This is a genomic window from Pseudomonas sp. MPFS (genome assembly GCF_022537035.1).
Lineage (GTDB): Bacteria > Pseudomonadota > Gammaproteobacteria > Pseudomonadales > Pseudomonadaceae > Aquipseudomonas > Aquipseudomonas sessilinigenes.
Genome location: NZ_CP066123.1, coordinates 6,439,267 through 6,454,414 on the forward strand (window position 1 = coordinate 6,439,267; position 15,148 = coordinate 6,454,414).

Below are 15,148 nucleotides of genomic sequence, written 5' to 3' on the forward strand. Positions count from 1 at the left end.
AAAAACCCGCAGGGAGCCTGATATGAGCCTGTTAGAAGAAGACCAACCCACCGACCTGGAACAGATCGTCGGCCTCAGCCGCCGGGGCTTCATCGGTGCCGGCGCCCTGTGCGGCGCAGCCCTGTTCCTGGGCGGCAGCCTGCTGAGCCGCAGCGCCCTGGCTGCCGGTGTCAGCGCCGGCAACGGCCAACTGCTGGGTTTTGCCAGCATCCCCAGTGCCACCAGCGACACCATCACCCTGCCGCCGGGCTACAAGTCCTCGGTGCTGATCAGCTGGGGCCAGCCGTTGCACAAGAACGGCCCGGCCTTCGACCCGAGTGGCAATGGCACCGCCCAGGCCCAAGAAGTGCAATTTGGCGACAACAACGACGGCATGAGCCTGTTCGCCTTCCCGGATGACCGCAACCGGGCCCTGATGGCGATCAACAACGAATACACCAACTACCGCTACCTCTTCCCCCACGGCGGCCTGCCACAGTCGGCCGAGGACGCACGCAAGGCCCAGGCCAGCGAAGGCGTTTCAGTGATCGAGGTGCAACGCAAGAACGGCCAGTGGCAGTTCGTCCAGGGCTCGCGCTACAACCGGCGTATCCACGGCAACACGCCGATCCGCCTCAGCGGCCCCGCCGCCGGCCACGCGCTGCTCAAGACCAGCGCCGACCCCAAGGGCAAGAAAGTCCTCGGCACCTTCCAGAACTGCGCCAATGGCAAGACCCCGTGGGGCACCTACCTGACCTGCGAAGAGAACTTCACCGACTGCTTCGGCAGCAGCAACGCCGAGCACAAGTTCGACGCCGCCCAGAAGCGCTATGGCGCCTCGGTGGCCAGCCGCGACATCAACTGGCACCTGCACGACCCGCGCTTCGACCTGGCCAAGACCCCCAACGAGCTCAACCGCCACGGCTGGGTGGTGGAGATCGACCCTTTCGATCCGCAATCGACCCCGATCAAGCGCACCGCCCTGGGCCGCTTCAAGCATGAGAACGCCGCCCTGGCGCAAACCCGCGATGGCCGCGCCGTGGTCTACATGGGCGACGACGAACGCGGTGAGTTCATCTACAAATTCATCAGCCGCGACCGCATCAACCACCGTCATCCCAAGGCCAACCGCGACCTGCTGGACCACGGCACGCTGTATGTGGCGCGTTTCGATGCAGGCGATGGCAACCCGGACCACCCCAAGGGCCAGGGCCAGTGGATCGAGTTGACCCATGGCAAGAACGGCATCGACGCCAGCAGCGGTTTCGCCGACCAGGCCCAAGTGCTGATCCAGGCCCGCCTGGCCGCCAGCGTGGTCCAGGCCACACGCATGGATCGTCCCGAGTGGATCGTGGTCAGCCCCAAGGATGGCCAGGTGTATTGCACCCTGACCAACAACTCCAAGCGCGGTGAAGACGGCATGCCGGTGGGCGGCCCCAACCCGCGGGAGAAAAACGTCTATGGGCAGATCCTGCGCTGGCGCACCGGTGGCGACGACCATGGCTCGCTGAACTTCTCCTGGGACCTGTTCGTGGTCGCCGGCAACCCTGGCGTGCACGCCGGCAAGCCCAAGGGTGGCTCCTCCAACATCACCCCGCAGAACATGTTCAACAGCCCCGATGGCCTGGGTTTCGACAAGGCCGGGCGCCTGTGGATCCTCACCGACGGCGACTACAGCAACAGTGGCGACTTCGCCGGCATGGGCAACAACCAGATGCTCTGCGCCGATCCCGACAGCGGCGAGATCCGCCGTTTCATGGTCGGACCGGTGGGCTGCGAAGTCACCGGGATCGCCTTCGCCCCGGACCACAAGACCCTGTTCGTGGGCATCCAGCACCCGGGGGAAAACGGCGGTTCGACCTTCCCCGAGCACTTGCCCAACGGCAAGCCGCGGTCCTCGGTGATGGCCATTACCCGGGAAGATGGCGGCATCATCGGCGCTTGATCCAAGCGCGTGCCGAGCCGGCGCTTGCCTCTGGCCGAGGCAGGCGCCATAGCGCCCTCCACCGGCCTGCCCGTCTGCGTTACCATGCTGGGCCGGACGCGGCAGCCTGCTGCGCGCAGGAGTAAGCATGTCGCACCCGTTTGATACCCTCACTCCCGACCTGGTCCTGGACGCCGTGGAAAGCATCGGCTTTCTCAGTGATGCCCGGGTCCTGGCCCTCAACAGCTACGAGAATCGCGTCTACCAGGTCGGCATCGACCAGGGCGAGCCACTGGTGGCCAAGTTCTACCGCCCCCAGCGCTGGAGCGACGAGGCCATCCTCGAAGAACACAGCTTCACCTTCGAACTGGCCGAGTGCGAGGTGCCGGTGGTGGCGCCGATCGTCCATGAAGGGCGCAGCCTGTTCGAGCATGCGGGGTTTCGCTTCGCCCTGTTCCCAAGGCGTGGTGGCCGCGCCCCGGAACCGGGCAACCTCGACCAGCTCTATCGCCTCGGGCAACTGCTGGGCCGCCTGCACGCCGTCGGTGCCAGCCGCCCGTTCGCCCACCGCGAGGCCTTGGGCGTACAGAACTTCGGCCACGACTCCCTGGCGACTCTGCTGCAAGGCAACTTCATTCCCAAGAGCCTGTTGCCGGCCTATGAGTCCGTCGCCCGCGACCTGCTCAAGCGCGTGGAAGCCCTCTATCAGTCCACTACGCACCAAAACATCCGCCTGCATGGCGACTGCCACCCGGGCAACATGATGTGCCGCGACGAGGTGTTCCATATCGTCGACCTCGACGACTGTCGCATGGGCCCTGCGGTGCAGGACCTGTGGATGATGCTCGCGGGGGACCGCCAGGAACGCCTCGGCCAGTTGTCCGAGTTGATGGACGGCTACAGCGAGTTTCACGATTTCAACCCTCGCGAACTGGCACTGATCGAGCCGCTGCGGGCCCTGCGCCTGATGCACTACAGCGCCTGGCTGGCCCGGCGCTGGGATGACCCGGCGTTCCCCCGCAGCTTCTCCTGGTTCGGTAGCGAACGTTATTGGGGCGACCAGGTACTGGCCCTGCGCGAACAATTGGCGGCGCTCGACGAAGAACCCCTGCGGCTGTTCTGAAGCCCCGGACGGGAACGGCAGGCCATGCACGGAAAAGCCAGGACAGGTATAGACAATTATCCTTACAATCGCGCCTTTGATAGTTGCCTAAGCAAGGATTCTCCATGCAAGCCGCCAACCCGCGCCGCGGGTACATCCTGGGCCTGACCGCCTACATCATCTGGGGTCTGTTTCCGCTCTATTTCAAAGCCATCGCCAGCGTGCCCGCCGTGGAAATCATCGTCCACCGGGTGCTCTGGTCAGCGCTGTTCGGCGGCCTGCTGCTGGTGGTCTGGAAGCACCCCGGCTGGTGGCGGGAACTGCGGGACAACCCACGGCGCCTGGCGATCCTGGCCCTGAGCGGCACCCTGATCGCCGCCAACTGGCTGACCTATGTCTGGTCGGTAAACAACGGGCGCATGGTCGAGGCCAGCCTGGGCTACTACATCAACCCGCTGATCAACGTACTGATGGGCATGCTGATCCTCGGCGAGCGCCTGCGCCGCCTGCAGTGGCTGGCGGTGCTGCTGGCGGCGGTCGGGGTGGCCCAGCAGGTCTGGCAGTTGGGTAGCCTGCCCTGGGTCTCGCTGGCCCTGGCGCTGAGCTTCGGTTTCTATGGCCTGATCCGCAAGCAGGCTCCAGTGAAGGCCTTGCCGGGGCTGGTGGTGGAAACCTGGATGCTGGTGCCCATCGCAATGGCCTGGCTGCTGTTGCACCCGGACGCCAGCAGCGCCCATGCGGCCTTCTGGACCAGCTCAGAAGCCTGGTGGCTAGTGGCAGCCGGCCCGGTGACGCTGATCCCGCTGGTGTGCTTCAACGCCGCCGCCCGGGACCTGCCCTACACCACCCTGGGGTTCCTGCAATACCTGGCCCCGACCCTGGTGCTGCTCCAGGCCGTGCTGCTGTTCGGTGAGCAACTCTCTTCCAGCACCCTGGTGGCTTTCATGTTCATCTGGGCGGGCCTGGCGGTGTACAGCGTGGATGCCTGGCTGAGCCTGCGCGGACGTAACTGATCAATAAACGATCAATCATCTGCAGGCCACGTCCCCTGTGGCCTGCGGCGGTTCTTCCCAAGCTTATCCACAGGCTGGTCCCCGCCGTTTGTGCACAAGCCCTTGAAATTGCCGGTTTTTTGATCAATTCACGGGAAGCCGCGACACCCCTGGGCCAGCGCCGGGTCTCTACAGGTTATCCACAGGCGCATGCACGCTTTACTGGGATAACCCATCCAACGGCCCTCAGCCTTCGCTGCGCAGCACCAACTCCACCATCAGGTCGTCCGCCAGGGTTTCCAGGCGTGCCTGCAAGACCTCCAGGGACAGGGTCAGGGGCACTGCCAGGATGGCCTCGGCATGGAACAGCGGCTCGCTGCTCATGGGCGCCGGCCGCACTTCCGTCACCAGCCGCTCCAGATTGACCCCCTGCTCCGCCAGCAAGCGGGTGATGTCCCGGACAATCCCCGGTCGGTCGTTACCCACCAGTTCCATGGCAATGGGTTTCCAGGTACAAGATTGCTCGATGCCGCTTTGCGCGATCAACACGCGGATGCCCTGGGCCGAAAGCCCCTGCAAGGCGTCCACCAGCTCATCGTAGGCTTCGGCCGGCACCGCCACCCGGAGAATGCCGGCGAACTGCCCGGCCATGCGCGACAGGCGGCTTTCCAGCCAGTTGCCACCGTGGGCGGCGATGCACTGGGCAATGCGTTCGACCTGCCCGGCCTTGTCCGCAGCGAATACCGTGAGAACGAGATGGTCCATGGCGCAGCCCTCTTTTACGGGTGGAAGAGCAATTATAGGCAGCCTCGCCAGCAGCGCCCGGTACCCCTGGTCGAGGCCAGGCAAATGGACCGGTAGCCCAAAAATACAAATCGTGTACAACTTTTTGTATTTATATGGAACAATCCATCGGCTTTTTGCGAACACCAAGCTTCCCAGCGTGACCGCACTGCATTATTGAGTCGCGAAACGACGTATTTAGTCTAATTTTCACAACCGCAATTCATCATGTAGTATGCCGCAGCGCGCACTACATAATGTTGGAACGATGTCTGCCAAGGCTTGATCACAACCCCCGCAATCCCCGTCAGCAAGGCTCCGCCGTTGATTGGAAGCACCCAGCCGCCAGCGATGGCATGTACTGGTGATCAGGGTTGTGCTTTAAATGGCCGCCGGCTTCATTGTTAATTTGAAGAGCTGAAAAGCGAAATAGCTGAGCAGAGTGAGGCAAGCAATGACTGAACACGTTCAAGTCGGTGGCCTGCAGGTCGCCAGAGTCCTGTTCGACTTCGTGAACAACGAAGCCATTCCCGGTACCGGCCTCACCGCCGACGCGTTCTGGGCCGGTGCCGACAAGGTCATCCACGACCTGGCCCCGAAGAACAAAGCCCTACTCGCCAAGCGCGACGACTTCCAGGCCCGGATCGATGCCTGGCACCAGTCTCGTGCCGGCCAGGCGCATGACGCCGTGGCTTACAAAGCCTTCTTGCAAGACATCGGTTACCTGCTGCCAGAAGCAGCGGATTTCCAGGCGACGACCCAAAACGTCGATGAAGAGATCGCCCGCATGGCCGGCCCGCAGCTGGTAGTGCCGGTGATGAACGCCCGCTTCGCCCTCAACGCCTCCAACGCCCGCTGGGGCTCGCTGTACGACGCGCTGTACGGCACCGACGCCATCAGCGAAGCCGATGGTGCGCAAAAGGGCAAAGGCTACAACAAGGTCCGCGGCGACAAGGTCATCGCCTTCGCCCGCGCCTTCCTCGATGAATCCGCCCCCTTGACCGCTGGCTCCCACGTGGATTCGGTGAGCTACAAGATCGTTGGCGGCAAGCTGGTGGCAGGCCTCAAGGGCGGCAGCAACAGCGGCCTGCGCAACGATGCCCAACTGATCGGCTACCAGGGCGATGCCGCGGCACCGACCGCGATCCTGCTCAAGCACAACGGCCTGCACTTCGAGATCCAGATCGACGCCGCAAGCCCCGTCGGCCAGACCGACGCCGCCGGGGTCAAGGACCTGCTGATGGAAGCGGCCCTGACCACCATCATGGACTGCGAAGACTCGGTCGCCGCGGTCGATGCCGACGACAAGGTAGTGATCTACCGCAACTGGCTGGGCCTGATGAAAGGCGACCTGGCCGAAGAAGTGGCCAAGGGCGGCAAGACCTTCACCCGCACCATGAACGACGACCGCGAGTACACCGGCGCCGACGGCAAGTCCGTGAAGCTGCATGGTCGCTCGCTGCTGTTCGTGCGTAACGTCGGCCACCTGATGACCATCGACGCGATCCTCGACCAGCACGGCAACGAAGTGCCGGAAGGCATCCTCGACGGCCTGGTCACCAGCCTCGCGGCGATCCACAACCTCAACGGCAACACCTCGCGCAAGAACAGCCGCACCGGCTCGGTGTACATCGTCAAGCCGAAGATGCACGGCCCTGAAGAAGCCGCGTTCACCAACGAGCTGTTCGGCCGCATCGAAGAGGTGCTGAACCTGCCGCGCAACACCCTGAAAGTCGGGATCATGGACGAGGAGCGCCGTACCACGGTCAACCTCAAGGCTTGCATCAAGGCGGCCAGCGAGCGCGTGGTGTTCATCAACACCGGCTTCCTCGACCGCACCGGCGACGAGATCCACACCTCCATGGAAGCCGGCGCCATGGTGCGCAAGGCCGACATGAAGGCCGAGAAATGGATCGGCGCCTACGAGAACTGGAACGTCGATATCGGTCTGAGCACCGGCCTGCAAGGTCGTGCGCAAATCGGTAAAGGCATGTGGGCGATGCCCGACCTGATGGCAGCGATGCTCGAACAGAAAATCGCCCACCCGCTGGCCGGTGCCAATACTGCCTGGGTGCCGTCGCCGACTGCCGCCGCCCTGCACGTGCTGCACTACCACAAGGTCGACGTATTCGCCCGCCAGGCCGAACTGGCCAAGCGCGCCCGTGCTTCGGTGGATGACATCCTGACCATCCCGCTGGCAGTCAACCCGAGCTGGACGCCGGAGCAGATCAAGAACGAACTGGACAACAACGCCCAGGGCATCCTTGGTTACGTGGTGCGCTGGATCGACCAGGGCGTGGGCTGTTCCAAGGTGCCGGACATCAACGATGTCGGCCTCATGGAAGACCGCGCCACCCTGCGGATCTCCAGCCAGCACATCGCCAACTGGCTGCGCCATGGCGTGGTGACCCAGGAGCAGGTGCTCGAAAGCCTCAAGCGCATGGCTCCAGTCGTTGACCGGCAGAACGCCGGCGACCCGCTGTACCGCCCACTGGCCCCGAACTTCGACAGCAACATCGCCTTCCAGGCTGCCCTGGAACTGGTGATCGAAGGCACCAAGCAGCCCAACGGCTACACCGAGCCGGTCCTGCACCGTCGGCGCCGTGAGTTCAAGGCCAAGAACGGCCTGTAACGGCGCAGCACCAGCAACAAAAAAGCCCCGGTCCATGACCGGGGCTTTTTCATTTCGGCTCGCTGCCCCCTTGGCGCTACAGCACCACGCCCAGCTCGTGCTTGACCAACGCCAACAGCTTGCCGGTGTCGATGGGCTTGAGCAGGAAGTCCACCACGCTCAGGTGCATGGCGGCGATGGCGTCGCGCACATCGGCATCGCCGGAAATGATGATGATCGGCAACGCCGCCCGTTCCGATTCACGCACCTGGCGAATCAGGTCCAGGCCACTGCAAGGTGCCATGCGCAGGTCGGTGATCAACAGGCCGATGGACTTGTTCGACTCGAGCATTTCCAACGCAGCCTTGCCACTGGCCGCGGTCATGCAACGAATGCCATCAAGACCGAGGATCTCCGAAAGCAATTCGCGGGCATCCTTGTCGTCATCGGCGATCAACACCCGCTGCGCCGGCAGATCGGGCTCCAGCATGACGGCACTCAGCGCCTCGCGCTCGGCATCGCTCAAGATATCGTGGTCGGACATACAGTTCTCTACAGGATCGAATCACCTAGCACAGTGGTCAGACATCGCCAGGCAGGCCTCCAATGTGCACTTCGTCGGAAAAATTGCCAAGAGCCTTGATCAGAGCTTTTTTGCATCGATGGCCTGTGGCTCAAAGCCAAATGTCCGGCCCCCGGTAGCCGAACCGGCCAAGCCCGAAGCAACGCGACCCAAGAGCACGGCAATAGCGAGGCGCCTCCTAGACTTACGTCCAATGGGCACCTGCCAGTCCCTGGGCCGACCATTGCCCTGATCCGAACACAACAAATCCAAAAAGCTTGCGGTAATCGTCATGAGTAAAGCGGACGCCTTCATCCAGGCAGGGAAGACCGCGGTGTTGCAGAACATCCAGGGCACTGTGCAGTTCCTGCAACGTTTCCCCCCTTTCAACCAGATGGAAAACCTGCACCTGGCCTATCTGGTAGAACAGTGCCAACTGCGCTTCTACGGCCCCGGCGACAGCATCATCAAGCCCGCCGACGGCCCGGTGGAGCACTTCTACATCGTCAAGCAGGGCCGTGTGGTGGGTGAGCGCACCCACGCCGCCAAGGGCAGCACCGAAACCACCTTCGAGATCACCACCGGTGAGTGCTTCCCCTTGGCCGCGCTGCTGGGCGAACGCGCCACCCGTACCGAACACCGGGCCGCCGAAGACACCTTCTGCCTGCAATTGAACAAGAATGCCTTCATCAAGCTGTTCGCCCTCTCGGCGGAGTTTCGCGACTTCGCCCTGCGTGGGGTCAGCAGCCTGCTCGACCAGGTCAACCAGCAGGTCAAGCGCAAGGCTGTCGAAACCCTCGGTACCCAATACTCGCTGAACACCCGCCTGGGCGAGCTTGCCATGCGCCACCCCGTGACGTGCTCCCCGGCCACGCCGCTGCGCGAAGCCGTGGCGCAGATGCATGAACAACAGGTAGGCAGCATCGTGGTGGTGGACGAACGCAAGGCGCCCCTGGGGATCTTCACCCTGCGCGACCTGCGCCAGGTGGTGGCCGACGGCAGCCAGGACCTCAACCAGCCTATCGAACGCCACATGACCCAGGCGCCGTTCTTCCTCAGCCCGGACCACAGCGCCTTCGACGCCGCCATCGCCATGACCGAGCGCCATATCGCCCACGTCTGCCTGGTCAAGGAGCAACGCCTGTGCGGCGTGGTGTCCGAGCGCGACCTGTTTTCCCTGCAACGGGTCGACCTGGTGCACCTGGCACGCACCATCCGCAACGCGCCGCGAGTGGAACACCTGGTGGCGCTGCGCGGCGAGATCGGCCAACTGGTGGAACGCATGCTGGCCCATGGCGCCTCATCGACCCAGATCACTCACATCATCACCCTGCTCAACGATCACACCGTGTGCCGGGTGATCGAGCTGACCCTGGCCGACAAGGGCGACCCCGGCGTGCCCTTCAGCTGGCTGTGCTTCGGCAGCGAAGGCCGGCGCGAACAGACCCTGCATACCGACCAGGACAACGGCATCCTGTTCGAGGCCCGGGACGCGGCCCACGCCGCCGAGATCCGCGGCAAGCTGCTGCCCATCGCCCAGCAGATCAACCAGAGCCTGGCCCTGTGCGGCTTCACCCTGTGCAAGGGCAACATCATGGCCGGCAACCCCGAGCTGTGCCTGTCCCGAGCCGAATGGGCCCGGCGCTTCGCCGCCTTCATCCGCGAGGCGACCCCGGAGAACCTGCTGGGCTCGAGCATCTATTTCGATTTGCGGGTGGTCTGGGGCGACGAGCAAGGTGCCGAGCAGTTGCGCCGCGGCATCCTCGACCAGGTGGCCGACAATCGCCTGTTCCAGCGCATGCTGGCAGAAAACGCCCTGCGCCAGCGCCCGCCGGTGGGGCGCTTTCGCGAGTTCGTACTGGCCAAAAAGAACGGCGAGAAAGCCACCCTCGACCTCAAGGTCCAGGGCCTCACGCCCTTCGTCGACGGTGCCCGGCTGCTGGCCCTGGCCAACGGCATCGGCGCCATCAACACCTTGGAGCGCCTGCGCCAACTGGTGTCCAAGCAAGTCATCGAGCCGCTGGACGGCGCCGCCTATGAAGAGGCCTACCACTTCATCCAGCAAACCCGCATGCAACAGCACCAGCGCCAGACCCGGGACAACCAGCCCTACTCCAACCGGCTCGACCCGGACAGCCTCAACCACCTGGACCGGCGCATCCTGCGCGAGTCCCTGCGCCAGGCCCAGCGCCTGCAGAGCAGCCTGGCCCTGCGGTACCAGCTATGAGCCTGTTCAACTGGTTCCGCCCTGCCGCCAGCGTCCTGGACAGCACCCAGCAACAGCGCCGCGATCGCCTGCCGGCATTCACCCCGCTGGATGAGCGCAGCCTGCGCGAACAACGCTGGGTGGTGGTGGACGTCGAGACCAGCGGCCTGAACCTCAATCGCGACCAGGTGCTGTCCATCGGGGCCGTAGTGATCGAGGACGGCGCCATCGACTTCAGCCAGCAGTTCGAACGCACCCTGCAGCGCGAGGGGCACAAGCTCAGCCCCAGCGTGCTGATCCACGGCCTGGGCCCCAGCGCCATCGCGGCCGGCAGCGATCCGCTGGAGGCCCTGCTGGACTTCATGGAGTTCGTTGGCGACAGCCCGCTGCTGGCCTTCCACGCCCCGTTCGACCAGCACATGCTTGGCCGCGCACTGAAGGACAGCCTGGGCTACCGCTTGCAGCACGACTTCCTCGATGTGGCGGACATGGCCCCGCTGCTCTGCCCACAAGCGCCTATCCGCGAGGCCGGCCTGGATGACTGGGTCGACTGGTTCAAGCTACAGGTGGTGGAACGCCACCATGCCGCGGCCGATGCCCTGGCCACTGCCGAACTGGCGCTGATCCTGTTCAACCGCGCGCAACAGCAACAAATCCACAGCCCCTTGAGCCTGCAACAGCGCCTGGGCCAGTGGAGACGCCGCCGGCAGGCTCCCTCCTTCTAGGTTTCGCGGGTGAGGGAGCTCGCGACCTCACCGCAACCGGCCCCACCCCATGGATCGATTGCCGACCAGCGTCAATTGCGCCACTGTTTCGCCTCTGCCACAATCGCGAATAATTCTCGTTATTTGAAACTTCCCCCTGGTGATTCCCGTTGTCGTCAGTCCAAAGTCCCCGCAATGAGCTGGTTGATACCCTGTATCGCGACCATCGTGGCTGGCTGCTGGCCTGGCTACGGCGCAACGTGGCCTGTGCACAACGGGCCGAAGACCTGAGCCAGGACACCTTCGTGCGCCTGCTGGGGCGCGATGAACTCAAGGCCCCCCGTGAGCCCCGGGCCTTCCTGGCGGCCATCGCCAAGGGCCTGCTGTTCGATCATTTCCGCCGTGCCGCCCTGGAGCAGGCCTATCTCAACGAGTTGCTGCTGATCCCCGAGGCCGAACAACCCTCGCCGGAAGAACAGCAAATGATCCTCGAAGACCTCAAGACTATCGACCGCCTGCTCGATAAACTGTCGAGCAAGGCCCGCGCGGCCTTTCTCTACAACCGCCTCGATGGCCTGGGCCACGCCGAGATCGCCACCCGCCTGGGGGTCTCCGTGCCCCGGGTCCGCCAGTACCTGGCCCAGGGCATCCGCCAATGCTACATCGCCCTCTACGGGGAGCCGACATGACCCCCATCAGTTCCAAGCCGGTGTCCGCCCGGGTGCTGGACGCCGCCATCGCCTGGCAACTGTCGCTGGACGGCGGCGCCAGCGCCCTGGAGCACGAAGAGTTCGCCAAGTGGCACTGCGCCCATGAAGAACACGCCCGTGCCTGGCGCCAGCTGGGCATGCTCGACCAGCGCTTCAACCTGGCTCCGGGCCCGGCCCGCAATGCCCTGGTGCAATCGCGCGAAGGCCTGCGCCGGCGCGTGCGCAAGCTGGGCCGCGGGATCGCCAGCGTGGTGCTGGTGGGAGGCCTGGGGCTGTTCCTCGAGCAGCACTACCTGCCGCTGGACTATTGGCTGGCCGACCAGCGCACCGGCACCGGCGAGCAACTCATGCTGCGCCTGTCCGACGGCACCCTGATCAACCTCAATACCCACAGCGCGCTGGACGTACGCTTCGACGACAAGCAGCGGCGCCTCATCCTGCAGGAAGGCGAAGTCCTGATCGAGACCGGACACGGCGACAGTCGCCCGTTCATCGTCGAGACCCGCGACGGCCGGCTACGGGCCCTGGGCACGCGGTTCCTGGTCAAGCGCGAGGACCAGGGCACGCGCCTGGGTGTGCTGCAGTCGGCGGTGGCGGCGCGGCCCCAGGAAGGCCAGGACGAAAAAGTCTTCAAGGAAGGCCAGCAGGTGCTGATGCAGCGCGATGGCCTGCAAGCGCCGCAGGCCCTGGCCATGGGTGCCGATGCCTGGAGCCTGGGCATGCTGGTGGTGGACAACGCCCGCCTGGGCGACCTGATCAAGGAACTGGGCCGCTATCGCCACGGCTACCTGGGCGTCGCCCCCGAAGTGGCCGACCTGCGCATCACCGGCAGCTTCCCGCTGCACAACACCGACCTGGCGCTCGACGCCCTGCTGCCGACCCTGCCAGTGCAGATCGAGCGGCGTACCGACTGGTGGGTCAACGTCGTCGCCAAGGCCGATCCCAAGCCCTGACATCTCTTTCCCCGCCGACTCCAACCTGCCTTGGAGCCGGCGGGCGACTGCCCTTCTTTCGCAAATCTAAATTATTTTCAATTCGCCCTATCACTTTTCGAATCTCATCCGGCTCATAGGCAATTGCGAAACATTTCCATCCAGGAGCCGCCGTATGTCCCGCCCGCTAGACACCCTGTTGCGCCCCAGCCTGCTGGCCATTGCCATTGCCCTGAGCGCCCCCCTGGCCAGCCCGTTGCTGATGGCGGCCGAGCAGTCCTCCAGCGTGCGCGCCTACAACCTGCCGGCGGCGCCCCTGGCCAGCACCTTGAACCAGATCGCCAGCCAGGCCGGCCTGGCCCTGAGCCTGAATCCGTCCCTGGCCGCCGGCAAGACCTCGGCCCCGGTCCAGGGCCAGTTCGACGCCGCTGGCGCCCTGCGCGAAGCCCTGCGCGGTACTGGCCTGCAACTGGAGCACAGCGGCGCCGGCACCTACAGCCTGGTGGCTGCACCGGACGGCGTCGTGGCCCTGCCGGAAACCAATATCAGTGGCCAGCAGGCCTATGAAAGTGCCTGGGGACCGGTGGAAGGCTATGTCGCTACCCGTACTGCCGCTGGCACCAAGACCGATACCTCGCTAGTAGAGGCGCCGCGTTCGATTTCCGTTGCTACCCGCCAGCAGATGGAGGACCGCAACGTCCAGAACCTCGACGACGCGGTGCGCTACATGCCCGGCATCGTCTCCGCCAGCTACGGCAGTGACACCCGTTACGACTGGATGCTGGTGCGCGGCTTCGAACCCACCCAGTTCCTCGACGGCCTGCCACTGCCACGGGGCGTGTACGCCAACCCGAAAGCCGAGACCTGGAACCTAGACCGCCTGGCCTTGCTGCGCGGCCCGGCATCCTCGGTCTATGGCCAGACGCCTCCGGGCGGCTTGCTGGACATGGTCAGCCGGCGCCCCAGTGCCGAAGCCAGCCACTCCATCCAGTTGCAATACGGCAGCGACAACTATCGCCAGCTCAACTTCGCCAGCACCGGCAAGATCGATGACGAAGGCCGGTTCCTGTATGGGCTCAGCGGTGTCATCCGCGATGCCGGGACCCAGGTCGACCACATCGATAACAAGCGCTACAACATCGCTCCCAGCCTGACCTGGAACATCGACACCGACACCAAGCTGACCCTGCTGTCGCAGTTCACCCGCGACGATACCGGCGCCACCAGCCAGTTCATGCCGATCCAGGGCACCAAGATCAAGTCACCGCTGGGCAAGGTCTCCCACCACAAGAACCTGGGCGATCCGGACTACGAGTTCTACGACCGTACCTACTACGCCTTGGGCTACGCCTTTGAACATCGCATCAACGATGTCTGGCAGTTCCGCCAGAACCTGCGCTACACCAAGTCGGAGCTGTCCTTCCAGCAACTGACCGTGGGCTCCTACGCCTACTCGCCAGCCGACGCGGCGGGCAACATCAGCCGGATCTCGACCAACGTCAACGAGGACATCGGCCAGTTCGCCGTGGATAACAACTTCCAGGCCGACTTCACCACCGGCGATATCAGCCACACCGTCCTGCTCGGGCTGGACCACCAGCGCTCCGACACCTCTTATCTGTCGATCTACGGCGACGGCGGCAAAACCAACATCTTCAACCCGATCTACGGCCAGCCGATCGTGCGCCCGGCGCGCTCCGGCGCCTATTACGACTACAACCAGAAAACCGTCCAGACCGGCCTCTACGTGCAGGACCAGATGGCCCTGGACAACTGGCGCCTGAGCCTCGGGGGGCGTGAAGACTGGGTTCACCAGGGCACCACCTACTTCAACAAGAAAGACGTGACCAACACGGATCGCAGCAAGAACTTCAGCGGCAACGCGGCGCTCAGTTATGTATTCGATTCAGGTTTCGTGCCGTACCTGTCCTATGCCGAATCCTTCCAGCCGGCGAGCAATGCCAGCGCCGACCCGCTCGAGTCGTACAAACCTACCGAAGGCAAGCAGTGGGAGCTGGGCATCAAGTATCAGCCGCCAGGCTCGAACACCCTGCTGAGCGCAGCGGTCTATGACCTGACCCAGAAGAACGTCCAGGTAACCAGTATCGGGGCAGGTGGCGAGTCGATCACCAGCCAGACCGGTGAAGTGAAGGTCAAGGGCCTGGAGCTGGAGGCGGTCTCCGACGTGACCGACAACCTCAAGGTCATCGCCGCCTATAGCCTGGCCAAGTCCGAGATACAAAAAGGCATCTACAAGGGCAACCGCCTGCAACGGGTACCGAACCAGCAAGCCTCGCTGTGGGCCGACTACACCTGGCACGACGGCGTACTGGATGGCTTCGGCATCGGTGCCGGTGCGCGCTATACCGGCAATACCTACGGCGACCAGGAAAACACCTGGCTGGGCAAGGCCAACGCCTACACCGTGTTCGATGCCGCCGTGCACTACGACCTCGGCCGCCTGGACAAGAGCCTGAAAGGGGCGTCGTTGAAACTCAACGCCACCAACCTGTTCGACAAGGACTACATCTCCACTTGCGATGGGTCGTACTGCTACTTCGGCGATCAGCGCAGCGTGGTCGCCAGCGCCACCTACCAGTGGTAACCCGCTGAGTTAACGACCGGGCCGTCCACCAGGACGGC

11 protein-coding genes are annotated in these 15,148 nt (G+C 64.2%); 9 read left to right on the forward strand and 2 right to left on the reverse strand.

Features of this window, described 5'->3' with window-relative positions:
• Nucleotides 1-22: 22 nt before the first annotated feature.
• From I9018_RS29625 to rarD, 3 genes are all read left to right on the forward strand, one after another.
• Nucleotides 23-1,924 (forward strand): PhoX family phosphatase, encoded by a 1,902-nt coding sequence (locus I9018_RS29625; RefSeq protein ID WP_241108173.1) that lies wholly within the window; start codon nt 23-25, stop codon nt 1,922-1,924.
• Between the two features lie 127 nt (nt 1,925-2,051).
• Nucleotides 2,052-3,026 carry a serine/threonine protein kinase gene (locus I9018_RS29630; protein ID WP_241108174.1) on the forward strand — a complete coding sequence of 325 codons (975 nt, stop codon included), beginning with the start codon at nt 2,052-2,054 and terminating at the stop codon, nt 3,024-3,026.
• 104 nt (nt 3,027-3,130) lie between these two features.
• Nucleotides 3,131-4,018, forward strand: a complete 888-nt coding sequence (gene rarD / locus I9018_RS29635; RefSeq protein WP_068575660.1) for an EamA family transporter RarD — start codon at nt 3,131-3,133, stop codon at nt 4,016-4,018.
• Between the two features lie 225 nt (nt 4,019-4,243).
• Here the strand turns inward: rarD and I9018_RS29640 are convergent, their stop codons facing one another.
• Nucleotides 4,244-4,762, reverse strand: a complete 519-nt coding sequence (locus I9018_RS29640) for a glycine cleavage system protein R (RefSeq protein ID WP_124347224.1) — start codon at nt 4,760-4,762, stop codon at nt 4,244-4,246.
• A 472-nt stretch (nt 4,763-5,234) separates the two neighbouring features.
• On the opposite strand from I9018_RS29640, the gene I9018_RS29645 reads away from it, so the two are divergent.
• Nucleotides 5,235-7,412, forward strand: coding sequence for a malate synthase G (locus tag I9018_RS29645; protein ID WP_241108175.1), 2,178 nt, complete (start codon nt 5,235-5,237; stop codon nt 7,410-7,412).
• Nucleotides 7,413-7,488: 76 nt separating this feature from the next.
• Here the strand turns inward: I9018_RS29645 and I9018_RS29650 are convergent, their stop codons facing one another.
• Complete coding sequence (locus I9018_RS29650; RefSeq protein ID WP_068575666.1) at nt 7,489-7,935, reverse strand: response regulator; 447 nt, start codon at nt 7,933-7,935, stop codon at nt 7,489-7,491.
• A gap of 310 nt (nt 7,936-8,245) precedes the next feature.
• On the opposite strand from I9018_RS29650, the gene I9018_RS29655 reads away from it, so the two are divergent.
• The 5 genes from I9018_RS29655 (at nt 8,246) to I9018_RS29675 (ending at nt 15,110) form a co-directional block, all read left to right on the forward strand.
• Nucleotides 8,246-10,180 carry a putative nucleotidyltransferase substrate binding domain-containing protein gene (locus I9018_RS29655; protein WP_322708448.1) on the forward strand — a complete coding sequence of 645 codons (1,935 nt, stop codon included), beginning with the start codon at nt 8,246-8,248 and terminating at the stop codon, nt 10,178-10,180.
• A complete protein-coding gene (locus I9018_RS29660) occupies nt 10,177-10,884 on the forward strand; it encodes a 3'-5' exonuclease (protein ID WP_124347221.1) in 708 nt (235 codons plus the stop codon). Before I9018_RS29655 ends, I9018_RS29660 begins: the two co-directional genes overlap by 4 nt.
• A gap of 149 nt (nt 10,885-11,033) precedes the next feature.
• On the forward strand, nt 11,034-11,552 hold the full coding sequence (locus tag I9018_RS29665) for an RNA polymerase sigma factor (protein ID WP_124347220.1): 519 nt from the start codon (nt 11,034-11,036) through the stop codon (nt 11,550-11,552).
• Entirely contained in the window at nt 11,549-12,526 is a 978-nt protein-coding gene (locus I9018_RS29670) for a FecR family protein (protein WP_068575674.1), read from the forward strand. The genes I9018_RS29665 and I9018_RS29670 overlap by 4 nt, the downstream gene beginning before the upstream one ends.
• Nucleotides 12,527-12,680: 154 nt before the next feature.
• Nucleotides 12,681-15,110, forward strand: coding sequence for a TonB-dependent siderophore receptor (locus tag I9018_RS29675; RefSeq protein ID WP_124347219.1), 2,430 nt, complete (start codon nt 12,681-12,683; stop codon nt 15,108-15,110).
• The last annotated feature ends 38 nt before the right edge of the window (nt 15,111-15,148 follow it).

Coding starts and splice junctions, on each gene's coding strand:
- I9018_RS29625 (WP_241108173.1), top strand. CDS start 23: ATGAGCCTGTTAGAAGAAGACCAACCCACCGACCTGGAACAGATCGTC.
- I9018_RS29630 (WP_241108174.1), top strand. CDS start 2,052: ATGTCGCACCCGTTTGATACCCTCACTCCCGACCTGGTCCTGGACGCC.
- rarD (WP_068575660.1), top strand. CDS start 3,131: ATGCAAGCCGCCAACCCGCGCCGCGGGTACATCCTGGGCCTGACCGCC.
- I9018_RS29640 (WP_124347224.1), bottom strand. CDS start 4,762: ATGGACCATCTCGTTCTCACGGTATTCGCTGCGGACAAGGCCGGGCAG.
- I9018_RS29645 (WP_241108175.1), top strand. CDS start 5,235: ATGACTGAACACGTTCAAGTCGGTGGCCTGCAGGTCGCCAGAGTCCTG.
- I9018_RS29650 (WP_068575666.1), bottom strand. CDS start 7,935: ATGTCCGACCACGATATCTTGAGCGATGCCGAGCGCGAGGCGCTGAGT.
- I9018_RS29655 (WP_322708448.1), top strand. CDS start 8,246: ATGAGTAAAGCGGACGCCTTCATCCAGGCAGGGAAGACCGCGGTGTTG.
- I9018_RS29660 (WP_124347221.1), top strand. CDS start 10,177: ATGAGCCTGTTCAACTGGTTCCGCCCTGCCGCCAGCGTCCTGGACAGC.
- I9018_RS29670 (WP_068575674.1), top strand. CDS start 11,549: ATGACCCCCATCAGTTCCAAGCCGGTGTCCGCCCGGGTGCTGGACGCC.
- I9018_RS29675 (WP_124347219.1), top strand. CDS start 12,681: ATGTCCCGCCCGCTAGACACCCTGTTGCGCCCCAGCCTGCTGGCCATT.